Below are 24,228 nucleotides of genomic sequence, written 5' to 3' on the forward strand. Positions count from 1 at the left end.
CGCAAAAATCTTAGTGCAGCGTGATGAGGCCTCCTAATCCATGTATACCCGTAACTAATCCATAAGGCCGCAGCGACGATGACAAGCGCCTTACGCGCCGCCCTTCGCTTCCTGCATGTGTGGCGGCGGGCTGGCGAGCTTGGCCTGGTCCATCGGCGTGGCGGTTTGCGTGCGCGGACCGGCAGTGCGCGGCGCGCCGCGTCCCGTGCCGGTGGACTTGCGGCGCGCGGCATGGCGCTCGGTCGCGCGCTGCATGAGGCAGAACGCGCAGAGCAGCGCGCCGATCACAATGCGCGTCCACCACGAACTGAGCGTGCCGTCGAAGGTAATGAGCGTCTGGATCGTGCCGAGGATGCCCACGCCGAACACCGAGCCGATCACATAGCCCACGCCGCCCGTGAGCAGCGTGCCGCCAATCACCGTTGCCGCAATGGCGTCGAGTTCCATGCCTTGCGCCTGCAGCCCGTAACCCGAGAGCACATAGAGCGTGAACACCACGCCGCCGAGCGCCGAGCAAAAGCCCGAGAGCGCGTACACGCCGATCTTGGTGCGCGCGACCGGCAGGCCCATGAGCAGCGCGGAGCGCTCGTTGCCGCCGATCGCGTAGACGTTGCGCCCAAAGCGCGTGAAGTGCGCGATGACGATGCCCGCAACGAGCATGGCGATGGCCGTGAGCGACCCCGTGGTGAGCGAGCCGCTGCCTACGGGTATGTTGAATTCTGAGAGCGCGTGAAAGCCGGGGTCGTTGATCTGGATGGATTCGGTGGTGATGAGAAAGCACGTGCCGCGCGCGAGGAACATGCCCGCAAGCGTGATGATGAAAGGCTGCAGCCGGAAGAAGTGGATCAGCGCGCCCATTGCCGCGCCGTAGAGCGCGCCGCAGAGCAGCACAAGCGGCACGACCACGAGCACGGGCCAGTGCAGCTTTTCGGTGCCCACGGCGCAGAGAATCGTGGTGAGCGCGACCACCGCGCCCACCGAAAGATCGATGCCGCCGGAGATGATCACGAACGTCATGCCGATGGCGACGATCAGCAGGAACGCGTTATCGACCAGCAGGCCGAACGCCACCTGCAGCGAGAAGAACCCGGTGTACATGACCGAGCCGAAGCCGAACAGCACGGCAAAGAGCACGACGGTCACAACGATGGGCAGCACGCGCGGATCGACGAAGCGGGTCGCGCCGCGCCGGCACGCTGCGAGCGTGTTCGAGAATGACAGGGCAGGGCGGTTCATGCTCGGCTTCCCCCGTATGGGTGCGCTTCGTGCTCAGGCGCGCGCGCGGCGTGCGAGAGCAATACGCTTGAGTTGTTGGAACGCGAAGGTGCGCGCGGCGGGCGACTGGATCAGGCACACGAGCAGCACGACCACGGCCTTCACGACGAGCGTGGCCTCGGGCGGCACGCCGATCGAATAGGTGGTGTAGGTGAGCGTCTGGATGATGAGCGCGCCGAGCACCGTGCCCGCAAGACTGAAGCGCCCGCCCAGCAGCGACGTGCCGCCCAGCGTCACCGCGAGAATGGCGTCGAGTTCGAGCAGCAGGCCCGCGTTGTTGCCGTCCGCGCTGCGCACGTTCGAACTGATGAGAATGCCCGCAATCGCTGCGGTCACGCCGCAAAACGCGTACGCGCCGAACACCACGGCTTGCGACGACAGCCCCGCCAGACGCGCAGCCACCGGATTCACGCCGATCGAGCGGATGAAGAGCCCAAGCGCCGTGCGGTTGACGATGAGCGCGGTGAGCACGGTCACGGCGAGCGCGATCCACACGGCGCACGGAATGAGCGCGAAATAGCCGCCGCCCGCGAACAGATAGCCCGGCGCGCCGATCGGGATGATCTGGCCGCCCGTGAGCAACTGCGCCACGCCGCGCCCCGCCACCATGAGAATGAGCGTGGCGATGATCGGCTGCATGCCGACGAACGCGACGAGCAGCCCGTTCCAGATGCCGGCGAGCAGACCCACGGCGAGCGCCGCACCGAACGCCATGCCCACACGCGAAGGATCGGCGGAGAGCACGGTGGCGGCCGCCGCACCCGCAATCGCCACGACGGCGCCCACGGAAATGTCGATACCGCGCGTGGCGATCACGAGCGTCATGCCGAGCGACACCACGACGAGCGGCGCGGCGCGCATGAGAATGTCGATGGGCGCGCCGAACAGGTGGCCGCCCAGCATCGTGATCGAGAGGAAGTTGCCGCGATGCGCGACATCGACGACGAAAAGGGCGATGAGCGTGACCGCGGGCCACACCAGCGGATGCCGGAGGACGAGCGAGAGCCAGGCGGGAAGGGCGGGGCGCGTCATCGACGGTCTCCGGCAATGAGGTCGTAGACTTCGTGCTCCGAGCGCGCCGCGCCCGAAAGCTCGGCCACCTTGCGGCGGTCGCGCAGCACGGCAATGCGATCGCTCACGCGCACCACTTCGCTGATCTCCGACGAAATGAACAGGATGCCGAGGCCTTTCGCGCAAAGCGCGCGCACGCGGTCCATGATTTCGAACTTGGCGGCGACGTCGATGCCGCGCGTGGGTTCGTCGAGTATCAACAAACGCGGCCGGGTCGCGAGCCAGCGCGCGAGCAGCACCTTTTGCTGATTGCCGCCGGAAAGCAGGCCGATGGGCTGCTCGGCGTCGCGCGCCTTGATGCCGAGTTGCTCGATATATTCGTTGGCCAGTTCGCGCTGGCGCGAGCGCCGGATCATGCGCCACCAGCCCAGTTGCGCCTGCAGCGCGAGCACGATGTTCTCGCGAATCGACAGATCGGCGACGATGCCTTCCTTCTTGCGGTCCTCGGGGCAATAGGCCATGCCGTGACGCACGGCGTCGCGCGGCGAGGAAAGCTTCACGGGCTTGCCGTTGATGTGCACCGTGCCAGCATCGGCTTTATCCGCGCCGAAAAGCAGGCGCGCGGTTTCGGTGCGGCCCGAGCCGAGCAGGCCCGCCAGGCCCAGAATCTGGCCCGGCTGCACTTCGAGATCGAGCGGATTGAGCACGCCGCGGCGCGCCACGCCTTGCGCCGCGAGATACGGTTCGGCATTCGTTGCAGCGCTTTCGTTGTGCGCGGCTTCGGCGTGCGTGAGCCGCTCGCCTGCGTTCTGCAGGCCCACCATCTTCGCGACTAGCGTTTGCACCGGCAGATCGGCCGCGAGATAGTCGCCTTCGCGCTCGCCGTTGCGCATCACCGTGATGCGATCGGAAATGGCGTAGGTTTGCTCCAGAAAGTGCGTGACGAACAGAATTGCAATGCCCGACGCTTTCAGCTTGCGCAACACGTCGAAGAGGCGAGCGACTTCGCCTTCGTCGAGGCTCGAAGTCGGTTCGTCGAGAATCAGAATGCGCGCGTCGACGGACACGGCGCGCGCAATCGCCACCATCTGCTGCATGGCGATAGGGTAGGTGTCGAGCGACTGCGTGACGTCGAGCGAGAGATTCAGTTCCGCGAGCGCTTGTTCAGCGCGGCGATGAATCGTTTTCCAGTCGATCAGGCCGCGCTTGCGCGGCTGGCGGCCCGCGAAAATGTTCTCGGCAACCGAGAGGTTGGGGCAGAGATTGACTTCCTGGTAGAGCGTCTGGATGCCGGCGGCCTCCGCCATCTGCGGTGTCGGGAAGTGCACCGTCTGGCCCGCGAGGCGTATCTCGCCAGCCTCGGGCTGGTGCACGCCGGTCAGCACGTTGATGAGCGTGGACTTGCCGGCGCCGTTCTGCCCCATCAGCGTATGGATTTCGCCGGGGTACAGACGAAAATCGACCCGGTCGAGCGCGCGCACGCCGGGGAAGGTTCGGGTAAGACCGACGGTTTCGAGTATCGGGGAAACGCTCATGGGCAACCGTGAAAGAGGCCAGAGCGCGCGGCGCCTCGTGAATCCCTTAAATACTAAGGGCTACGAAGCACGCCGCGCCGCTTGCACCGAGTTTAGTACTTGCGCGTCGGCAGCACCTGCGCCGCCACGTCCATCGGGAACACCGTTTCGTTCGTCACGATGCGCTTGGGCAACTGCTTGCCCGCCACCACGTCTTTCACGGCGCTCATGAGTTGCGGCCCGAGCAACGGGCTGCACTCGACGTCAACATTCATCTTGCCGGCGATCATCGCCTCGAAGCCGCCCTTGGTGGCGTCGAACGACACGACGCTGATGTCCTTGCCCGGCTTCATGCCGGCTTCTTCCATGGCCTGGATCGCGCCGAGCGCCATGTCGTCGTTATGTGCGTAGACCACGTTGATCTTGTTTCCATAGGTCTTCGCGAACGCTTCCATGACCTGCTTGCCGCCAGCCAGCGTGAAGTCGCCGCTTTGCGACGCGATGATCTTGAACTTCGGATCGTTCTTGATCACTTCCATGAGGCCCGAGTGACGGTCGTTGGCCGGTGCGGAACCCACCGTGCCCTGCAGCTCGACGATATTGATCGGGCCGGGGTTGTCCTTGTAGTGCTCTTCAAGCCACTTGCCCGCGCGGCGGCCTTCTTCCATGAAGTCCGAGCCGATCATCGTCACGTAGAGCGACTGGTCTTTCACGTCGATGTTGCGGTCCGTGAGAATCACGGGAATCTTGGCGCGCTTGGCTTCCTGCAGCACCGGCTCCCAGCCCGATTCGACCACGGGCGAGAACGCGATCACGTCCACCTTCTGGGCGATATACGAGCGAATCGCCTTGATCTGGTTTTCCTGCTTTTGCTGGGCGTCCGAGAACTTGAGGTTGATGCCGGCGTCTTTGGCGGCCTGTTTGACCGACACCGTGTTTGCCGTGCGCCAGGCGCTTTCCGCGCCGACCTGCGCAAAACCTAGCGTGATCTGCTTGTCTTCGGCGTGTGCAACACCCGCCGCCAACGAGAAAGCGGCCGCCGCAGCGACCAGCCCGCCTACCATGCGTGTTGCCAGTTTCATGCGTGTCTCCGATGTAGCTCTGTGCGTTGTATTTCTTTAATTCATGGCGCTACACCCGCGTCCATCACGGCCGGACAGTATCACGAGAAGTATCGCGCCATCCCTGGCCTCCGGTTATATCCTTTCGATATACCGTTGGCCGCCCCTGCTGACCACAATAGACAAACTATATGCAACGTCAGGAACGGTTTCGATTAGCGTTTTCCCGATAAGCCTGACTCATATAGTCATGCTATTTATTGGACTTTCTCACTAAGTGGGCAAAGCCATGAACACCCGTAAGCCCAAGCTTCGCTCGGCCGCGTGGTTCGGCACCACGGACAAAAACGGCTTCATGTACCGGAGCTGGATGAAGAATCAGGGAATTCCGGATCACGAATTTGCCGGCAAGCCGATTATCGGCATTTGCAACACGTGGTCGGAACTCACACCCTGTAATGCGCACTTTCGCAAGCTCGCCGAGCATGTCAAGCGAGGCATCTACGAAGCCGGCGGATTTCCTGTCGAGTTTCCTGTGTTTTCGAACGGCGAGTCGAACCTGCGGCCCACGGCCATGTTCACGCGCAACCTCGCATCGATGGATGTTGAGGAATCCATACGAGGCAATCCCGTCGATGCGGTCGTGCTGCTCGTAGGTTGCGACAAGACCACGCCGGCGTTGCTGATGGGCGCGGCGAGCTGCGACGTGCCGGCGATTGCCGTGACGGGCGGCCCGATGCTCAACGGCAAGCACGAAGGGCGCGATATCGGCTCGGGCACCGTGGTGTGGCAACTGAGCGAGCAGGTGAAGGCGGGCAAGATTTCGATCCACGAGTTCATGTCGGCGGAGTCGGGCATGTCGCGTTCGGCGGGCACGTGCAACACCATGGGCACGGCTTCGACCATGGCGTGCATGGCCGAAGCGCTCGGCGTTACGCTGCCGCACAACGCCGCGATTCCGGCTGTGGACGCGCGCCGCTACGTGCTCGCGCATATGTCGGGCATGCGCATCGTGGAGATGGCGCTTGAGGACCTGCGTCTGTCGAAGCTGCTCACGCGCGAAGCGTTCGAGAACGCGATTCGCACGAACGCGGCCATCGGCGGCTCGACGAATGCGGCGATCCACCTGAAGGCGATTGCGGGCCGCATCGGCGTGCCGCTCGAACTCGACGACTGGACGCGCATTGGCCGCGGCACGCCGACCATCGTCGATCTGCAGCCCTCGGGCCGCTTCCTGATGGAGGAGTTCTATTACGCGGGCGGCTTGCCTGCCGTGTTGCGGCGCCTCGGCGAAGCGAACCTGTTGCCGCATCCCGACGCGCTTACCGCCAACGGCAAAACGCTCTGGGAAAACGTGCGCGAAGCGCCCATTCATAACGCCGAAGTCATTCGCCCGCTCGACAATCCGCTCGTGCAGGACGGCGCGTTGTGCGTGCTGCGCGGCAACCTCGCGCCGAACGGCGCGGTGCTGAAACCTTCGGCGGCCACGAAAAAACTGTTGAAGCATCGCGGGCCCGCGGTGGTATTCGAGAACTTCGACGACTACAAGGCGCGCATCGCCGACCCCGAACTCGACGTCACGGCCGATTCCGTGCTCGTCATGAAGAACTGCGGGCCCAAGGGTTATCCGGGCATGGCCGAGGTGGGCAACATGGGCTTGCCGCCGAAGCTGCTCGCGCAAGGCGTGACCGACATGGTGCGCGTGTCGGACGCGCGCATGAGCGGCACGGCGTATGGCACGGTGGTGCTGCACGTCGCCCCTGAAGCGCGTGCAGGCGGACCGCTCGCGATCGTGCGCGACGGCGACTGGATCGAGCTGGACTGCGAGAAGGGCGTGCTGCGCATGGATATCGGCGACGAGGCGATCGCTGCGCGGCTCGCCGAATGGGCCGCGAATCAGCAGCCCATTCCCGCCGATCGCAGCGGTTATCGCAAGCTCTACGTCGAGCACGTGCTGCAGGCCGACGAGGGCTGCGATTTCGACTTCCTGGTGGGCTGCCGCGGCTCGGACGTGCCGAGCCATTCGCATTGACCTCTCTCGCGCGGAACTTGCGTTGCGGCAGACGTAGGTTCCCGTCCTTGCATCGAAAATTAAAACTTCGACGAGTCTTTGTCGGCGTTTCCCTACCTTCGTTTTCCTGATTGTTTAAGGTCTTGCGCAACGTTTGATCGTGTGCACGCAAAGGCTTGTCATGCGTCATATGCGGCGGTCAACGCGAAAACATGGGTCGCGTTAAGCGGAGGCCAGCCGGCGGGCTGGCGCCTGTGACCTGTTCAGCCATTCGCGGAGATTCGCCATGAAACAACGATGCATGCCAACCCGTCTTCGCTCATGGCGATGGCGCACGAGCGCGGCGGGCGCACTCGCCGCGCTGGGGCTGCTTTCGGGCTGTGTCGCCCAGCGGCCGTTCAGCATGCCCAGTTACGAAGCCGGGGCATGTGTGAGCGCCGCCGCCGGTTACTACTGCGTGCAGCCCGGCGATTCGCTCGACTCGATTGCGACTTCGTTCGGGCGGCGGCCTGGCGAGATTGCGCAATGGAACGCTATGGAGGCGGCTTCCACCGTGCGTGCAGGGCAGATGCTGCGCGTGGGGCCGCCGTCGGGCGTTGCGAGCGTTTCGCCCGCGCCGCCGTTCGCGGCCGCGCAGCCTGAGGGCGCCGCGAATCGCTTCGTCTGGCCAGTTGCAGGCACCGTGGTGCGCGAGTTCGGTGCGCAAGGTTCGCGCGGCATCGAGATCGCCGCGCGCCCCGGCACGCCGGTCAAGGTAGTGGATGGCGGCCGGATCGTCTACGCCGGCGACAAAATCAAGCAATACGGCCTCATGGTCATCGTAAAGCACGACGACCACTTCGTCACCGCGTATGGCAACAACCGCCGGCTCATGGTGGCCGAAGGCGCGAGCGTGCCGCGCGGCACGACCATCGCCGAGATGGGGACGGGCCGCGACGGCCAGGCGGTGTTGCAGTTCGAAATGCGTGAGGATGGCCGCCCCGTGGACCCACTCGCGTATTTGCCGCCGGGGTCGGGGCCGGTCACGCCCTGATGGTGCCTTTCGATATGATTTGGAATCCGTAACAAATCGGCTGGCGCGCAAAAGCGCAACCGTCAGGCCGCTTTTGGCGCACGCTCATCGACGCCGAGGCAGTCCAGGCCCAGAAGCGTGGCCTCGACGGCTTCGTCGAGCGGCGTATGAGGCTCGCGCCCGAGTTCCCTCACGAGCCGGGCGTTGTCGAGCTGCAACGGCTCGCGCCACAAATAGCGCATCTCCATCAGTTCGCGCAGCGTCGTCACGAAGGGCGAGATGGCGCGCACGAAGGCCCAGGCGAAGGGCTTGCTTTGCGGCTTCAGCCCGTGATTGCGGGCGACGCGGCAAATCGCTTCGACGATCTGCGAGCCGTCGGCGTCCCAATGGCCGGCCATGTGGAACGTCGCGAACGCGGGCAGCGTCTCGCGCTTCCCGATCAGTTCGAGCATCGTGCGCGCGACGTCGGGCACGTACGACCACGCGTGGCCCACGCCGCGCGTACCAGGCTGGCGCACGACCTGCACCGGCGCGCCACGCTTCACGAGCCCTTGCGCAAACCAGCTATTGCCCACGCGCGGCCCGAAAAAGTCCCCCGCACGCACGACGATCGAGCGCACGCCATGCTCGCTCGCGGCCCGCATGCGCCGCTCCAGTTCCACGCGAATCGCGCCCTTGCGCGTGAGCGGCTGCTGCGGCGAGTCCTCGCGCAGCAACGGGAAGGTGTCGGGCCCGAAGTTGTAGACCGTGCCCGGCAGCACGACGGTCGCGCCCGCGGCGGCCGCGGCGGCGAGCGTGTTGTCGATCATCGGCAGCACGACCTGCGCCCAGCGCCGGTAGCCTGGCGGGTTCACGGCGTGCACGATCACCGAACAACCCTGCGCCGCGCGTACCACTGCTTCGCGCGAGAGCGCATCGCCGTCTAGCCATTCGATCGCGCTTGCCGCAACGGCACCCGTGGCCGGCGCGCCGCCGCGCCGCAGCGCGCGGACTTGCCAGCCGGCGTCGAGCAACTGGCGCGCGACCTCGCTGCCGATTCCGCCGTTTGCGCCAAGCACGAGCGCGCGGTTCTGTCGATGGATGGGGCTGGCGTTCATGCCGGTTCTCCTTGCGGGTGAGCTGTCATGAAGGGCATTCTGCGCCGCTTGCCGTCAATAGAAAATTGCCGAAAATAGGCGATAGGCTATACATTTACGTATAGCCTGCGATCTGAATAGGGAACCGGACATGGCCGACAAGGAACCGAACTGGGAGTGGTACAGGAGTTTTCTCCAGGTCCTGGAGAGCGGCTCGTTGTCGGCCGCCGCCCGCGCGCTGGGCATCACGCAGCCGACTGTCGGGCGGCACGTCGACAGTCTGGAAGGGGCGCTGGGACTCACGCTGTTTACCCGTTCGTCCGATGGATTTTCGCCAACCGCGGCGGCCAATGAACTGAGGCCGTACGCTGTCGGCATCGCAATGACCACGGCCGCATTGCGCCGCGCGGCAAGCAGTCATGGGTCGGGCGTGCGCGGTACGGTGCGGCTGACGGCGAGCGAAGTCATCGGCGTTGAGGTTCTGCCGCCGATACTGGCAGCCCTGCGCCACGACTATCCGGAACTGTCGATCGAACTGGTGCTATCGAACAAGGCTGACGACTTGCTCCGTCGTGAAGCGGACATCGCGATACGCATGTTCCGGCCCGTGCAGGAGGCGCTGGTCGCCAAACGGATTGGCGCGATCGAAGTCGGCTTGCACGCCCACGAACGCTATCTGGCGCTTCATGGCGCGCCCAAGTCGCTGAAGGAGTTGGCGCGCCATACGATCATCGGCTTCGATCAGGAAAACGCGTTCATTCGCTCGCTCCAGGCCAGGTTTCCGGCCTACAACCGCAACAGCTTTGCATTTCGGGCCGACAGCGATCTTGCCCAGTTGGCCGCGATACGCGCGGGTTTTGGTATTGGCGGGTGCCAGTCGCCATTGGCAGCAAAAGACCCGAAACTGGTCCGCGTTCTGCGCAAGGAGTTCTCGCTGACGCTCGATACGTGGGTGGCCATGCATGAGGACTTACGCACGAGCGCGCGCTGCGCCGTGACCTTTGCAGCGCTTGCGTCGGGGCTGAATGCGTATATCCAGGGACAAGGCGCGTAGCGGCCGCCTCAACGCGGCGCGCGGCCGGCCCGCGCATACGAAGCCAGCATCGTCGCGAGTTCCTGTGCGGCAGGCGTGAGCGGCACGGCCGCGCGCTGCAGCAGACAAACCTGCTGCGCCGCCGGCCGCTCGGCGATCTTGATGCGGGCAAGCCGTTCGGCAAACGGCCCGCGCCGCGCGACCACCGACGACTCCAGCGCAAGGCAATCCGTCTCGCTGACCCAATGCAGCGTTTCGAAAAGCCCTTCCACCGTCGCGACGATGCGCGGCGGCGGCAAGCCGTGGTCGGTGAAGAACGTCGTGAGCCGGCTCGAAGCGAAGGCGTCCGCGATATTGGGCGAGCGCGTTGCGAGCCAGTCGCAATGCGTGAGCGCGCGCAGTGAGCGCGCCCCCGCCTTCGGATGGTCGCGGCGGCAAACGACCACCGGGTCCGACGGGTAAAGCTCCGTCACCGAAAGATCGGTCGTATCGGTCTGGTCCGAAACGAGCGCGAGCGCGAAATCGAGCGTGCCTTCGCGGATCCACGAAATCATCATGCGTGAGGTGCCCGTGCGCAGGCGCAGCGCCACGCGCGGAAACCGCGTGCTGTACTGGCCGAGCACGGGCACGAGCGCGTCCATGAGCGGGTCGGTCGTGAGGCCGAACGCCACTTCGCCCGCGTAGTCGCCGCGCAACTGCTGCGCCTCTTCGCTTGCGCGCTCGCACTCGCCGAGAATCGACGCCGCGCGCACCAGCAGGCGCTGCCCGAGCACCGTGAGTGTCACGCCGCGATTCGTGCGCGTGAGCAGGGCGCCGCCCAGTTCGGCTTCGAGATTCTGCAGCTGCTGCGTCACGCCGCTTTGCGCCACGCCGAGCGCGCGCGAGGCCGCCCGCACACTGCCGCGCTGGGCGACGGCGACGAAAACACGCAACTGGGAAAGCGTGAGACTCATGGGCGACGATTTTCGGTGATCGGTAGATGTGATCATGATAGATGAATCCGGGCTTTTCCCGAACGCTGCGGCGTCCTACCATCGGGCGGGCAAGAGACTCCCTACTTTCCGCCGCCGTTCATCACGCGTTCATCATGAAAAAAATCCCGTCGATCTTGCTTTCCCTTGCACTGGCCTTGAGCAGCGGTGCCTTCGCGCGCGAGGGCGACACCGTGCGCCTCGGCATTGATCCGACCTATCCGCCCATGGACGCCAAGGCGCCCGACGGCTCGCTCAAAGGATTCGACGTCGATCTCGGCAACGAGATTTGCCGCCGCATTCACGCGCGTTGCCAGTGGGTCGAACTGGAGTTCTCGGGCATGATCCCGGCGCTGCAGGCGCGCAAGATCGACGCGGTCATGTCGTCGATGGCGATCACCGCGAAGCGCGAGCAGCAAATTCTCTTCACGTCGAAGCTATTCCAGTTCAAGTCGCGGCTCGTCGCGCGCAAGGGCGCCCCGTTTGGCGCTACCGCGCAGTCGCTGGCCGGCAAGTCGGTCGGCGTGCAGTCGGGCACGCAGTTCGAGACGTATGCGCTCGCGAACTGGGCGCCGGCGGGCGTGCATGTGGTCACCTACAAGAGCCAGGAGGAAGTATTCGCCGACCTCGTCAACGGCAGGCTCGACGCTGCGTTGCTGGGCTATGTCGAAGCCGACTACGGCTTCCTGCGCACGCCGCAGGGCAACGGCTTCGCGTTTGCCGGCGGCCCGATTGCGATGGGCGACCGCGGCACGGGCATCGGCATGCGCAAGGACGAAACGGCGCTTGCCGCGCAGATGAACGACGCGATTGCGGGCATGCTGAAGGACGGCACGTACGCGCAGATCGCGCGCCGCTATTTCGACTTCGATCCGTACGGCAACTGAGCCGCCGCACACTTCGCCGCTCACTTCGCCGCTCACTTATTTGAAACCGCATTAAATCCATGAACCAGCAATCGACTCCGCTTTTGAGCGCCACGCCGGGCACGCACCGCGAACTGACCAGCTTCCATTTCGGCCCCGCCGACGCGCACCAGAAGATTTATATCCAGGCGTCGCTTCACGCCGACGAAACGCCCGCCATGCTGGCGGCAGTGTTGTTGCGCGCGCAGCTGGCGGAACTCGAGGCGCAAGGCGCACTCGCCGCGCAAGTGGTGCTCGTGCCGCTCGCCAATCCCGTGGGTTTGAATCAGCACGTGCTCGGCCAGTTCATCGGCCGGTTCGATCTTGCGAGCGGCAAGAACTTCAATCGCCATTTCCACGCGTTTCCCAAGCTGCTCGCACGCGCGAAGGAGACGCTCGGGGCGGACGTCGATCGCAACCGCGATCTGATCCGGCAGCTGATGCGCGAAGCGCTGGACGCGCAGGCGCCGCTCACGGAATTCGACTCGCTGCAGTTGGCGCTGTTGAGACTCTCGCACGACGCCGATCTCATCATCGACCTGCATTGCTCGCTCGAAGCAGTCATGCACGTGTACACGAGCGAGGCCGGCTGGCCCGATGTCGAGCCGCTCGCCCGCTACCTTGGCTCGCGCGCGCAGCTGCTGGCGACCGACTCCGGCGCGCAGGCATTCGACGAGGCGCATAGCCTGCTGTGGTGGCAACTGCGTCAACAGATGCCGGCCACGCAGCCCGTGCCCTCCGGCCCCACTGCGGTGACGGTCGAGTGCCGCGGCCAGCGCGACGTGTCGTGGGAAAGCGCGCAGCAGGACGCCGATGCGCTGATCGACTACCTGCGCTGGCGCGGCGCGCTCGTCGGCGGCGACGTGAAGCCGCTGCCGGAACTGCTGATGCCGGCCACGCCGCTCGCCGGCAGCGCGCAATTCTATGCGCCGCGCAGCGGCATTCTCGTGCACCGCGCGAAGATCGGCGACTGGATCCGCGAGAACGACCCGCTCTTCGATATCGTCGACCCGATGACTGGCGAGACGCAGACGGTCAAGAGCACCGCGGAAGGTGTGTTCTATATGCGAAGGGCGATTCGCTTTGTCACGGCCGGTGCGCCGCTCGGCCGCGTGACGGGCACGCGGCCGATACGCAGCGGTGTGCTGCTCGGGGCTTGAGGCGAGGGGATGCCCGTCAGCCTTGACGGGTTTTGTGCATCGGCACGATCACGCGCACCCAGAGGCCGCCCTCGGGATGATTGCCGATCTTGAGCTTCGCGTTGCACAGGCGCGCAAGGCGCCGGACGATCGACAGGCCCATGCCCCAGTGCGAATCGAGCCCGAGGCTTGCCGCGCGCGAGGCGAGCATCGACGGCGCCTGCGTGCCGCCCTCGGGCAGGTTCGCACCGGCGCCTTCGCCGTGATCCCGCACGCTCAAGGTCCACGAGCGCGGCCCGCGAGCCGTGCAGATTTCGATGGGCGGCTCGCCGTGCGCCTGCGCGTTGCCGACGAGATTGTCAACGAGCCGCACGAGCGCGGAGCGCGGCAGCGAGAACGCCTCGCCGGCGTCGAGGCGAAGCACGATGCTCGCGTCCGCGTTCGCGCCGTAGACGAACCGGTCCCTCAGATACGCGTCTACGTTCACCGGCGCATGATTCGCGCCGCCCTGGCCGGCGGTGTCGACGAACTGGCGCGCGAGATCCTGAAAGAGATCGATGTCCTCGACGAGGGCCACGCGCAGATTCCAGCGCGTGACGTTCATGGCATAAGCGCGCAACCGCGCAACCCGCGATTCGATCTGCCGCAGGAAGGCGGCGAACGTGGCCGACTGGTCTTCGACCGTGCCGCTGCGGCGGCACAACAGATCGCCGATCGCGCGGGCGAGGCCGTGCAGTTTGCGCGGGCAGTCCACGAGCGTGGGTGCCGGCCCGGCGCCGCTCGTCGCGACGCGCAGCGTCGCAATCATGACGAGCAGATCATGGCGTACCGTCCGTAGCCACCAGGCGCGCAGCGCGAGCAGAACCACGCAGAGCGCCGCCATGAGCGCCACGAATCGCGCATCGAACCAGCGGGCGACTGTTTTCAGGCGTGTGACGCCGGACGAGCAGGCTTCGCGCAGATACGAGCCGTTCGGCGCCGCCCCCGCATGCGGCGCCCAAATGGCATCGCGCAAATGAGGCGCCGCCTCGCCGCCGAGGTCGACAATGGTCGGTTTGATCGACACCAACGGGGCGATCCCATGCACGCTCGCGCCTTGCGCGGCCAGTTCCAGTTGCAGTTCGGCTTCCTGCTGCTGTGAGGCGTGCGTCGCGGCGGCCGGATCGAACGCCGTGCCGCCGAAATTCAGGGGCGAGTCGGCATCGAGATATCGAAAACCGGCTTGCAACAGCATCAACGACGCAATCCATAGCAGGAAAATGCGGGCAAACAAGACAATCACCTTTCTTTTTTTGACATCGAAGTTTGGCTTGCGCCTGCGGGCGCACGGTTGAGATAGCCGCAAATCCGGCTATGACGGGTATTGTCCGCGAAGCGCGAGAACTTCGATTCGTGGAAAAGCGCTGGAATATGCGCCGTTTTTCCCTTTGAGCGGCGCTGGTGGCGACTCGCCGAACAGTATTTGGGAAGGGAGGCGTCCGTGGCAGGCGCTCCAACGCGCGGTGTTCGGGGTTCTTTCAGCCAGCGGGGTGGCGTGAGCATTCGGAGTCCTTGATAAAATCGCCGGACTCTCGAAAGCTCACGCATGCCCTGTTGCGTCAGGCCGGCTGGCGCAGCGTCCTGAACGTCGCGCGAACTTCTTCCGTGAACGCAGCAGGCTGTTCCCATGCCGCAAAATGGCCGCCCTTAGGGAGTCGGTTGTAGTGGATGAGCTTGGGGTAGGCGCGTTCCGTCCAGCTCCTGGGCGCGGCGTAGATTTCGTCCGGGAATACGCTCACGCCAACGGGCAGCTCCACGTGCTTGGGCTCGAAAAAGTTGAGCTTGTTTTCCCAGTACAGGCGCGCGGAGGAGACCGCCGTCTTCGTCAGCCAGTAGAGCGTGACGTTGTCGAGCACGTCATCTTTCGTCAGGCCTTCGGGCTGGCCTGCGAATACGCGTGCGATCAGCGCCTGTCCGCTCGCGTCGTGGTCGAGCATCCACGCAGCGAGGCCCACTGGCGAATCCTGGATGCCATAGAGCGATTGCGGGCGGTTCGCCATTTCGAGCGCGTAGCCCAGACCGTGCTTGTAAAAGTAATCGAGCTGGTCGTATGCGTGCTGTTCCTCCGGCGAAAGTCCGGTGGGAGGCGGCGTGCCGTCTTTGAGCGATCTGGCGATAGCGTCGGGCACGGTTGCGGGCATGTTGGTGTGAATGCCCACGAGTCCCGCAGGCTTGAGCAGCGCCAGCTGTTCCGTCACAGCGTTGCCCCAGTCGCCCCCTTGCGCCGCGTAGCGCGTGTAGCCGAGCCGGTTCATCAGCACGGCCCAGGCGCGAGCGATACGCTGGGGGTCCCAGCCGGTCTTCGTCGGCTTGCCCGAAAAGCCGTAGCCGGGAAGCGAAGGAATGACGACATGGAACGCGTCGGACGGACTTCCGCCATGAGCGGTCGGATTGGTGAACGGCTCGACGATCTTCAACTGCTCGATGATCGAGCCGGGCCAGCCGTGTGTGACGATGATCGGCAGCGCGTTCTCATGCTTCGAGCGCACATGGATGAAGTGAATGTCGAGCCCGTCGATTTCCGTGACGTATTGCGGCAGTGAGTTGAGCTTCGCTTCCACCTTGCGCCAGGTGTAGTCGGTGGCCCAGTAATTGGCGAGCCTTTGCATGGTTGCGAGCTGCACGCCTTGCGATGCGTCGTCCACTGTTTCGCGCTCCGGCCATTGCGTCGCGACGATCCGGCGGCGCAGATCGGTCAGCGCCGCTTCCGGCACGTGCACGCGAAGCGAACGAATGGAAGACGGATCGCCGGCAGCAATCTGCGTGATGCCGCTCGCGGAGGGCTTCGATTCTGCGAAGGCGAGCCGGCTCATTGCGACACCTGCGGCCAGCGTTGCTGCGGCGCCGATGAAGCGCCGGCGCGAAAGAGGTGCGGGATGAAGATCGTTTGACATGCCAATTCCTGATAGAGATGTTGTACCGTGGTGGGCAGGAAACATCAGGCGTGCGCACGCACCTCGGCAAACAAGGTATGCGTCGTATTCCTAACTATTTACGCTAGAAGCCGGGCTGCAAAAAACTGCGCGCGCCGGTGCAACGGCTATTCGGTGTCGAGCGAACGAATCAGATTGGCGCGCAGGTTCACGATCGCCTTCTGTAGCTTCATGAAGTCGTCGGGACCCAGTCCGGTGGCTTCGGTGAGATCTGCGATCTTCAGGCTCTTTTCGCGCAGCTTGCGGCCGCTGGCGGTCAGGCTCACACGCACCTGGCGCTCATCCTCCGGATCGCGCCGCCGTTCCACATACCCCATCGCTTCGAGCTTTTTCAGCATCGGCGTGAGGGTGTTGGATTCGAGAAAGAGCTTCTCGCCCAGGCCGCTCACCGTCTGGTTGTCCTGCTCCCAGAGCGCGATGATCGCGATGTACTGCGGATAGGTCAGCCCGAGTTCGTCCAGGATCGGCTTGTACGCCTTGCCGAAGGCCAGATTGGTCGAGTACACGGCGAAGCAAAGATAGTCTGCGAGCGGCGCGGGCTTGGCGCCCGGCGCCGGGTGATCCGTCGATTTCATGGTCATCCTCTTCAGACGAAGGCCTCAATGGCTCGCAAACTTGAATAAATCGCTTGCGATTATATCGTAGGCCGACACCGGTTTCGCCGTACACCGCCACTGCGATGCCCGGCGAAACAGCCACCACGCGGTGGCGCGATCAATGGTGGGCGAAGAGGCTGTTTCGCTCCATTGAGACGCGGCTGCCCGCGTCCGTGCCGACATCGGCCATGCCGCCGAACGCGGTGGCTGCGCTGCCGCCTTCGGTGCGCTCCGCGGCGAGCGTTTGCACGCTTTGGCCGCGTTGCGAAGCCGGTGCGCCGACTTCGGGGCGATAGGCCGGGGCCGGGCCATAGCCGCTGGCGAATGCGGGGGCGGCTGCGCTAGCCGAGAGGGCAATGAGGAGTGTGGCGATGAGTCGGGTTTTCATGATGATGTCTCGCTAAGTGAAGTTCAGTGGGTTTCGGTGAACGCGGTCATTGCGTTTGCCGCTCACGCGGTCACGACCTTCAGGCTCACGTCGATGTTGCCGTGCACGGCCTTCGAGTACGGGCAGATTTGATGGGCGCTGCGCGCGATGGCCTCCGCCACGTTCTGCTCGACGCCCGGCAGCGTGACAGTGAAGTGCGCGCCGAGGAACCAGGCGGCGCCGGTCTGGCCGATATCGACCTGGATGTCCACCGCCGCGTTGGGCGGCAACGTAACTTTCTTCAGCGAAGCCGCAATGCCGAGCGCGGAGATATAGCAGGCAGACCATGCGCCCGCGAACAGCTGTTCGGCGCGCGGGTGCGGTTCGGTGCCGACGATGTCGAGCGTTTCGCCGCTTGAAGACGTGAGCTCGAGGTCGACCACGCCGAATTCGCCGCGTTGCGCCGCAGGGTCGTGGTTGACGGTGGTGTGGGTGTTGCCCGAGAACAGGACTTTGTCGATCGTTGCCATGATGCGTTCCTCAATGAAATCAGGGATTTAGTGCTATGCGTCGCATAAGATCGAATCGCATGCGATGCATAATGGACGAGGGATTCCGCTTTGTCAAGCGCATAAGATTAAATCGCATACGATTTATATGGGGTTGCTTCGGGAGAGAATCGTGCGCTGAGACGTTATCGATCGTTTGAGTGATCGTTCTCGATCGAGCCCTTTTGGGGCGGCGCGTCAGGGAGGCGGCGCGGCTGCCCGAGCCGCCTCAGAAGAATGCGGGCGCCTACGCGGCCAGTTCGATGGCGGGCTCGCAGAGAATGGGGAAGTTCACTGAATTGGCGATATAGCACTGCTCGTGCGCCGCATGATGCAACCGTTCGGCGAGGCTGCGGTCGTCGCTCGCGCGGATCGTCACGCGCGGGCGCAACACGATCTTCGTGAACGCGCCGCGCTGCGGCGTATCGGCCATCGTGCCTTCGGCCGTGTCTTCGTAGGCGAGCACCGCGATGCCCGCCTCCGCGCACAGATGCAGATACCAGAGCTTATGGCACGCCGAAGCGGAAGCCACGAGCAGGTCCTCGGGATTCCAGCGCGCGGCGTCGCCGCGAAAGGCAGGATCCGACGAGCCCGGAATGTCCGGCTTGCCGCTCGCGCGGATCACGTGATCGCGGTCGTAGTCGCGATAACCCGAGGTGCCCGTGCCGCGATTGCCTGTCCATTGCACCGAAACGCGGTAGGTGTGTTCGCCATGCGCCATGCTGACTCTCCGTGTTGCATCGAAAAGGGTACGTCATTATGAACGCTTTCGGCATTTTGGTATACCATTATGCCGAAATCGCCCAAATGAAAACCAGCCAGGAACCGGCCAGACACACATGGAAACACGATTCGACTCTACAGCGGACGCGGTTGCGTCCGGGTTGCGCGATCTGATCGTCAGCGGCGAGCTGGGCGGTGGCGAGCGCCTCGTTGAGCGCGACCTCGCGGAGCGTTTCGAGGTGAGCCGCATTCCGCTGCGCGAAGCCATCCAGCGGCTCGCGCGCGAGGGGCTCGTCGAGATTTTCCGCAATCGCGGCGCGGTCGTGCGCATGCTCACGGCGCACGACGTGGAGGAGATCTACGGCTTGCGCGTGCTGCTCGAAGGCGACGCGATCTTTCACAGCGTCAAGCGCATCGACGACGAAACGCTCGCACGCGCGGAACTCGTGCACCGGCTGCTGGGCGAGGCGGCCGCCACGCAAAAGCAGGGCGATCTCAACCGCGAGTTTCACGAGCTGCTCTATGGTGCATGCGGCAACGCTCGCCAACTGGCGGCTATTCGCGAACTGCGCGCGCAAGTGGAACGCTACGAGCGGCTGCAGAATACGCTGCTTGCCGATACCCCCTCCTTTCAGCACGAACACGAGGCGATTCTCGAAGCGTGCCTCGCCCGCAACGCGCGCAGCGCGCGCGCCTTGACCGTGGCGCATATCGATTCGGCGAAGCGCATCGTGCTCGCCGTTGTGGAGCGCATGGCGGCACAAGGCTAGGGCGCATACACCGCGGCGTTCACGCGCATTGCACCGGTTTTTACGACATTTTTTCTTGTGACCCTTCCGGGCAATCCCTAGACTGGCTGCATCGAAACGACAGGAGACGCCATGTCGATCTCGCGTGCAACCCAGCGCCCGGATGCGCCGGTCACCTCCGTGCTGCCCGGCCTTGGCCGGCTCGTATTGAGGCGCTTCGATCCGCGCCACGACTCGTGGGAAGCGCTTACGCGTTTGCTGCATCGCGCGTTCTCGCGGCTCGCATCGCTCGGATTGCATTGCGCCTGCGCCGACCAGGCGGCGAGCCTCACGCGTGAACGCGCGCTGGCGGGAGACTGCTTCGTTGCGCTCTGCAATGGCAGGATCATCGGCACGCTCACGCTGGAAGGTCACGATAGCCATTCGCAGTGCGAACATTATCGCCAGCGCAGCGTGGCTTCGGTGCATCAGTTCGGTATCGAGCCTAAATGGCAAAGCCGCGGCATTGGCCGTGCGCTGCTCGATTTCGCGGGGCGTCGGGCGGCTGCGCGCGGCTACACGCAGCTCGCGCTCGACACGCCGTTTCCCGCCGCCCACCTCATCGCGTTCTATCGCGCGCAAGGCTTCAGTCTCGTCGATGTCGTGCGCTTTGCCGGCCGTGGCTACGACAGCGCCGTACTCAGCAAAGCCGCGGCTGCGCGTTGCAGCGTGGAGTTTGCACACCTGCCCGGCGCGTTGCGGCACTGCACGTCGCCGGGCCCGCTCGTCTGAGCGTGCGCCACCCTCACGCCTTGTGCGTGCGCGCCGCTTCGTGTTCCAGATAGCGCAGGAATTCGTCGGCGGGCATGGCCTTCGCATAGAGCCAGCCCTGCGCGTACTGCACACCGTGCTCGCGCAAGTATTGCGCTTGCGCTTCGGTTTCCACACCCTCGGCGACCATCAGCAGGTCGAGGCTGCGGGCCATGTCGATCACGTGCGGCACGATCTTGTTCATTTCCTCGCCGCTCGCGAATGAGCGGATGAACGAGCGGTCGATCTTGATGCCATCCACCGGTAGTTCCTGCAGATACGAGAGACTCGAATATCCCGTGCCGAAGTCGTCGATGAAGATTCGGTGGCCCGCCGCGCGAAACGCCTCGATAACGGGCGCGGAGCCGGCAGTGTCGATGAGCGTGCGCTCGATCGCTTCGAACCAGATCTGCTCGGGGCGCACCGCATATTTTCCGAGAACGGGCTTGAGGGTTTCGAGCACGCGCGTGCCGGCGAGATCCTTGCCGGCGAGGTTCAGCGAGACGTGCAGATCGCGGCGCCGGGCCAGCACGGCGCCCACGCTCTCGAACACGGAGCGCACGACCTGGTCGGTAATGGGCTCGACGAGACCGAGCGATTCCGCCATGGGAATGAACGTGTCCGGCGCGACGACGGAGCCGTCTTCGAGCTTCCAGCGCACGAGTGCTTCGGCGCCGACGCAGCGCCCGCTTTCCAGCGAGACGAGCGGCTGCAGCCACGCGACGAACTGGCGCCGCCGAATGCCCTCCAGTATCGCGCTGCGCGGCGTGCGCAGCTTGCGGCGCCAGCGCATGACGAGCCACGTGCCGAATACGCTCAGGACGAGCGCCGGCGGCAACAGCGTCTGGAGTTGCGCGGGCAGGTCGCGGCGCATGCGGTTCTCGGGCTCGTACGCGACCACGGCAATGGGAAAGCGGCTCGAGCGCTCCACGACGTAATAGCGGCCCTCGAAATACTGGCTGTTGCTGGTGCGCTTGAGTGCTGCGCGAACAATCGCATCGTCGACGTGTGCCCAGCTTGTAATGATGCCGCCGTCCTGCGTTTCGAGCACGGCCAGCTGGATGGCGTCGTCGAGCGGCACGATGTCGAGGTAAAAGCGCGGATCGATCACCACGACGTGATTGCCGAGACGCAAGTTGAGCATGCGCCGCTCGTTGTCGCGCTTGCCGACTTCGCTATGCCAGGCGGTGAAGCCGTCGGCGTAGGTCCATTCAGGTGGCGGCAATGCGGTATCGACGTCGCCGCGTTGCGAGCTGCAGCGCAACCGCGCGCCATCGGTCCAGACGACTTCGCGAATGTATCGAAACTGTTCTTCGACATGACGCAGCCGCTGCAGGTGGTCGCTCGTGCAGGGATCGTCGCCGTATGGCATGAGCTGGTGCAGCGCAGATTCGGCTTCGGCCGTCACGAGTTCGGCGCGCAGCAGCGCGCGGCTCGAAAAGACATCGACCTGGTCGCGCTTCTGGCGTTCGTCGACGGCGTCCGACGCGTACACCGCGGCCATGAGCGTTGCCAGAACGGCGAACGCCACGACACAAAACGTCGTCAGGGCGGTGAGTCGGCTGCTCATGATGGACGGTCGGGCTCCGGCGTCGCGAACGAGGGCGACGCGCGGCCTTCGACGTTCGCCGTTGCCGATGGTAGCGTCTTTCCGATGGCGGCGACGCGCTGCTGTGCGGTGCGGGAGCACACTCGCAGGGCGGCCGGCTCTCCCGCTCATGCATGGCGCATGAACGTGGCCTGCGCAATCGTCAGGCTCGCGCCGGATCGATCGATCGGGAATCCTCTGCAACGACGCGATTGCGCCCGCCTTCCTTCGCGGCGTAGAGCCGCCGGTCGGCCACCGACATGAGCGCTTCGTAGTGGGCGGGGCAATCGGCGGGACTGGCCGCCACGCCGATCGAAACGGTGAATGCGATCGCATCGGCGTCCTGATTTGCGGCGTCGCCCGGCGCGCTGGCCGCGTGCGCTTCGACCGCGCGGCGGATGCGCTCGGCTACGGCCGCCGCCGTGGCGAGATCGGCGCCGGGCAGCAGCGCCGCGAACTCCTCGCCGCCCACGCGCGCGGGCATTTCCGCGCTGCGCAGGTTCTTGCGCAGGATGTCTGCGAATATCACGAGCACGCGGTCGCCCGCCGCATGGCCGAAGCGGTCGTTCACGCGCTTGAAGTAGTCGATATCGAGCATCAGCATGGCCACGGCGGGCGCGGCCGCGTCGCTGCCGCCTTCGCGGGCGGCGCGCTCCAGCGTCTCGTCGAAGACCTCCTGGAAGCGCCGCCGGTTCGCGAGCCCGGTGAGCGGGTCGCTGCGCGCGAGCGTTTCGAGCCGCGAACTTGCCTCGACGTACTGGCCGAATATGTTCTTGACGATGAACAGCGTGCCGACGAGCAGCACGGCGATCGCCAGCCACGCGACGATCAGCGGGCTGCTGAACACGCGGTGCGCCGCCGCGAGCGTGAGTTCCGAGTCGTCCGTGCTCGCGAGCAAGATCCAGTGCGTGTCCCCCACGTGCTGGAAGAGCAGGTAGCGCCCGCCTCGCTGAGCGTAGCCCTGGCCGCGTTGCATCCAGTCCGCCGCCTGTGCGCGCGCCATGTCGATGAGATACGGATCGAAGCTTGCGGGATGCTGTGCCGTGATCTTGCCATCGACGAAATAGACGAGGTCGCCGTTCTTGTTCAGGAGGCCGAACTCGGCAGGCTCCTCGTCCTCCGTCAGGTTGGTGGAGGCGAGCTGGAGTGCGAGCAGGCGCGAGGGTGCGACGTCCATTACCACGGCGCCGCGAAAGCGTCCGTTGGCGTAGACAGGCGCACTGAGCGTGGAAATCGCCTCGCTTCGTTTTGTTTCCGTATAGATCGGAGTCCAGACGATGCCGTTTCCCGGATTCCGGCCGGACAGATGCAGGCGGTAGTAGGGCATCGTGCTGAAGCGCCGCAACAATTCGGGCGCGGGCGCGTCCGGGCGCTCGGGCGAGAGCACATACAGGCCGTTGGCCGAGATGTACGCGACCGTGCTTTGCACCGCGTCGGCGTGCTGGCTGATCGCAAGCAGCGGGCTGATCGAGCGCGCGAGGACGATGTCGGCGGGCAGCGTGGCCGTGTCGCGGTGAAAGCCCTCGATTCCCGTGAGTCCTTGTGCGTTGGTGCCGAAAACGAGCGGTCCGTCCATCGCGCCGGGGACTTGCCATGCGAGCTTGTCGCTGTTGCGCAGCGCGGCCTGCACGGCCGGATCAAGGAGACCTGCGCGCTGCTGGCTCGGCGAGGCGAGCACGTGTTCCGCGTAGTCGCGCAGGAACAGCAGGCGCCGGCGCTCTGCGGAGATCAGCGCGTCCACGCCCACGGCCCGCACCTCCAGGTCACGCTGGCGACTATGCAAGTCGTTGCGCGTCATCTGGTAGAGCTGGCGCAGGCCCACGCCGCTCACCAGCGCCATGGCGGCGAGAAAGCACACCGTCACCACGAGGTGCGGGCGTTTCATGACCATGCTGGAAAAACCGTGCGGCCGCGTGCGGCCAGGCGTGTGCTGCATGAAGCCCCCGGGACAGCGAATGGACGCGCGCGCATCGCGGTGCGGCGTGGCCCGGCGGCGCGGTTCCGGGCATCGCGATGAGCATAGCATCGCGCGCGAGAACCGCGCCGAACGCCGCCTCACAGGGCTCGGAGCGCCCAGGGCGGCACTCAACCGCGCCAGGCGGAATGACGGATCACGCTGCAGAAGTTGCCGGCGTGGAAATGCGGGTCCTTGTCTGCGAGCACGTCGGCCTTCACGTTGCCGAAGGTGGTGGCGGGCTTGTGCTTGATGCCGTCATAGAACGTCTGAATGATGTCTTCCTTGAAGTGCTCGCTGCGCGGGTGTGCGTGAACCACGGCCTCGCGCTCGATGTCGCTGAAGCGGTCGTAGGCAATGCCGAGCACGTCCATTTCGACGCCCGCCGTGACGAGCGCGATCACCGGATGCATGTGCTCGGGAATGCCCGGCGTCGTATGCAGCGCGATGGCGGTCCACACGAGGTCGATGTCGTGCTGCGAGATGCCGTGGCCGCGCAGGAAGTCGCGCGCGGCGTTCGCGCCGTCCACTTCGAAGCGTTCATGGTCGCTGCTGTGCGCATGCGTGAGGCCCATGTCATGAAACATGGCGCCCGCGTAGAGCAGTTCGCGATCGAACTTCAGGCCGAGCCGCCGGCCGGCCAGCGCGCCAAAGTAATAGACACGGCTCGAATGATGGAAAAGCAGCGGCGATTCGGTATCGCGCACGAGTTCGGTAATTTCGCGAGTGAGTTTGCTGTCGGGAATCGCGACATCGGCGAGGGTCGGGGTCATCGGGGTGCTCCGTCGGGGTGGGTGATGACCTCTATTCTGGGCGGCGCCAGGGTTGTCCTCAATCGACGGATACCGTTGTTTTCTGCCAATTCGACCGATTTTGGGCCATCGGGGATTCACGGCGCATAGCGGCACTGCCGTCAACCGGAAAATTTCGCCGC

At 65.0% G+C, this 24,228-nt stretch carries 22 protein-coding genes; 7 read left to right on the top strand and 15 right to left on the bottom strand.

Annotation, left to right across the window (positions count from 1 at the left end; genetic code table 11):
• Positions 1–90 precede the first annotated feature (90 nt).
• The 4 genes from yjfF to U5A52_RS25535 form a co-directional block, all read right to left on the bottom strand.
• Positions 91–1,236: a galactofuranose ABC transporter, permease protein YjfF gene (gene yjfF, locus U5A52_RS25520; RefSeq protein ID WP_321914050.1), complete on the bottom strand. Its 1,146-nt coding sequence runs from the start codon at positions 1,234–1,236 to the stop codon at positions 91–93.
• Between the two features lie 33 nt (positions 1,237–1,269).
• Entirely contained in the window at positions 1,270–2,307 is a 1,038-nt protein-coding gene (locus tag U5A52_RS25525) for an ABC transporter permease (protein WP_321914049.1), read from the bottom strand.
• Positions 2,304–3,821, bottom strand: coding sequence for a sugar ABC transporter ATP-binding protein (locus tag U5A52_RS25530; protein WP_321936677.1), 1,518 nt, complete (start codon positions 3,819–3,821; stop codon positions 2,304–2,306). The genes U5A52_RS25525 and U5A52_RS25530 overlap by 4 nt, the downstream gene beginning before the upstream one ends.
• A 92-nt stretch (positions 3,822–3,913) precedes the next feature.
• Positions 3,914–4,882, bottom strand: coding sequence for an ABC transporter substrate-binding protein (locus tag U5A52_RS25535; protein WP_415765808.1), 969 nt, complete (start codon positions 4,880–4,882; stop codon positions 3,914–3,916).
• A gap of 268 nt (positions 4,883–5,150) precedes the next feature.
• Here U5A52_RS25535 and U5A52_RS25540 point away from each other — a divergent pair, with 268 nt between their 5' ends.
• A complete protein-coding gene (locus U5A52_RS25540) occupies positions 5,151–6,893 on the top strand; it encodes an IlvD/Edd family dehydratase (protein WP_321914047.1) in 1,743 nt (580 codons plus the stop codon).
• A gap of 280 nt (positions 6,894–7,173) precedes the next feature.
• On the top strand, positions 7,174–7,905 hold the full coding sequence (locus tag U5A52_RS25545) for a peptidoglycan DD-metalloendopeptidase family protein (RefSeq protein ID WP_321936678.1): 732 nt from the start codon (positions 7,174–7,176) through the stop codon (positions 7,903–7,905).
• A 62-nt stretch (positions 7,906–7,967) separates the two neighbouring features.
• On the opposite strand, the gene U5A52_RS25550 is transcribed toward U5A52_RS25545, so the two are convergent.
• Positions 7,968–8,981: an NAD-dependent epimerase/dehydratase family protein gene (locus tag U5A52_RS25550; protein WP_321936679.1), complete on the bottom strand. Its 1,014-nt coding sequence runs from the start codon at positions 8,979–8,981 to the stop codon at positions 7,968–7,970.
• A 130-nt stretch (positions 8,982–9,111) separates the two neighbouring features.
• Between U5A52_RS25550 and U5A52_RS25555 the strand changes: the two genes are divergently transcribed.
• Positions 9,112–10,014, top strand: a complete 903-nt coding sequence (locus U5A52_RS25555; RefSeq protein ID WP_321936680.1) for a LysR family transcriptional regulator — start codon at positions 9,112–9,114, stop codon at positions 10,012–10,014.
• A gap of 8 nt (positions 10,015–10,022) precedes the next feature.
• Here the strand turns inward: U5A52_RS25555 and U5A52_RS25560 are convergent, their stop codons facing one another.
• Positions 10,023–10,946 carry a LysR family transcriptional regulator gene (locus U5A52_RS25560; protein WP_321936713.1) on the bottom strand — a complete coding sequence of 308 codons (924 nt, stop codon included), beginning with the start codon at positions 10,944–10,946 and terminating at the stop codon, positions 10,023–10,025.
• 134 nt (positions 10,947–11,080) lie between these two features.
• On the opposite strand from U5A52_RS25560, the gene U5A52_RS25565 reads away from it, so the two are divergent.
• Both U5A52_RS25565 and U5A52_RS25570 read left to right on the top strand, forming a co-directional pair.
• The gene (locus tag U5A52_RS25565; protein WP_321914043.1) at positions 11,081–11,851 is read left to right on the top strand and encodes a transporter substrate-binding domain-containing protein; all 771 of its coding nucleotides are present in this window, start codon (positions 11,081–11,083) and stop codon (positions 11,849–11,851) included.
• Between the two features lie 59 nt (positions 11,852–11,910).
• On the top strand, positions 11,911–13,029 hold the full coding sequence (locus U5A52_RS25570) for a succinylglutamate desuccinylase/aspartoacylase family protein (RefSeq protein ID WP_321936681.1): 1,119 nt from the start codon (positions 11,911–11,913) through the stop codon (positions 13,027–13,029).
• Between the two features lie 16 nt (positions 13,030–13,045).
• On the opposite strand, the gene U5A52_RS25575 is transcribed toward U5A52_RS25570, so the two are convergent.
• From U5A52_RS25575 to U5A52_RS25600, 6 genes are all read right to left on the bottom strand, one after another.
• Positions 13,046–14,281, bottom strand: coding sequence for a sensor histidine kinase (locus U5A52_RS25575; RefSeq protein WP_321936682.1), 1,236 nt, complete (start codon positions 14,279–14,281; stop codon positions 13,046–13,048).
• 325 nt (positions 14,282–14,606) lie between these two features.
• A complete protein-coding gene (locus tag U5A52_RS25580) occupies positions 14,607–15,941 on the bottom strand; it encodes an epoxide hydrolase (RefSeq protein ID WP_321936683.1) in 1,335 nt (444 codons plus the stop codon).
• Between the two features lie 146 nt (positions 15,942–16,087).
• Positions 16,088–16,555: a MarR family transcriptional regulator gene (locus U5A52_RS25585; protein WP_321914039.1), complete on the bottom strand. Its 468-nt coding sequence runs from the start codon at positions 16,553–16,555 to the stop codon at positions 16,088–16,090.
• Between the two features lie 139 nt (positions 16,556–16,694).
• Positions 16,695–16,964: a hypothetical protein gene (locus tag U5A52_RS25590; protein WP_321914038.1), complete on the bottom strand. Its 270-nt coding sequence runs from the start codon at positions 16,962–16,964 to the stop codon at positions 16,695–16,697.
• A gap of 62 nt (positions 16,965–17,026) precedes the next feature.
• Positions 17,027–17,473 (bottom strand): Ohr family peroxiredoxin, encoded by a 447-nt coding sequence (locus tag U5A52_RS25595; RefSeq protein WP_321914037.1) that lies wholly within the window; start codon positions 17,471–17,473, stop codon positions 17,027–17,029.
• Between the two features lie 265 nt (positions 17,474–17,738).
• On the bottom strand, positions 17,739–18,212 hold the full coding sequence (locus tag U5A52_RS25600; RefSeq protein WP_321936684.1) for an OsmC family protein: 474 nt from the start codon (positions 18,210–18,212) through the stop codon (positions 17,739–17,741).
• A gap of 118 nt (positions 18,213–18,330) precedes the next feature.
• Here U5A52_RS25600 and U5A52_RS25605 point away from each other — a divergent pair, with 118 nt between their 5' ends.
• Both U5A52_RS25605 and U5A52_RS25610 read left to right on the top strand, forming a co-directional pair.
• On the top strand, positions 18,331–18,984 hold the full coding sequence (locus U5A52_RS25605; protein WP_321914035.1) for a GntR family transcriptional regulator: 654 nt from the start codon (positions 18,331–18,333) through the stop codon (positions 18,982–18,984).
• Between the two features lie 111 nt (positions 18,985–19,095).
• Entirely contained in the window at positions 19,096–19,734 is a 639-nt protein-coding gene (locus U5A52_RS25610; protein ID WP_321936685.1) for a GNAT family N-acetyltransferase, read from the top strand.
• Between the two features lie 13 nt (positions 19,735–19,747).
• Here U5A52_RS25610 and U5A52_RS25615 read toward each other — a convergent pair whose 3' ends face one another.
• From U5A52_RS25615 to U5A52_RS25625, 3 genes are all read right to left on the bottom strand, one after another.
• Entirely contained in the window at positions 19,748–21,322 is a 1,575-nt protein-coding gene (locus U5A52_RS25615) for an EAL domain-containing protein (RefSeq protein ID WP_321936686.1), read from the bottom strand.
• 181 nt (positions 21,323–21,503) lie between these two features.
• Positions 21,504–23,225, bottom strand: a complete 1,722-nt coding sequence (locus U5A52_RS25620) for a diguanylate cyclase (protein ID WP_321936687.1) — start codon at positions 23,223–23,225, stop codon at positions 21,504–21,506.
• Positions 23,226–23,425: 200 nt separating this feature from the next.
• Positions 23,426–24,067, bottom strand: a complete 642-nt coding sequence (locus U5A52_RS25625) for an HD domain-containing protein (protein WP_321914031.1) — start codon at positions 24,065–24,067, stop codon at positions 23,426–23,428.
• Positions 24,068–24,228: the final 161 nt, after the last annotated feature.

It is taken from the genome of Paraburkholderia sp. J8-2 (assembly GCF_905220195.1).
Classification (GTDB): domain Bacteria; phylum Pseudomonadota; class Gammaproteobacteria; order Burkholderiales; family Burkholderiaceae; genus Paraburkholderia.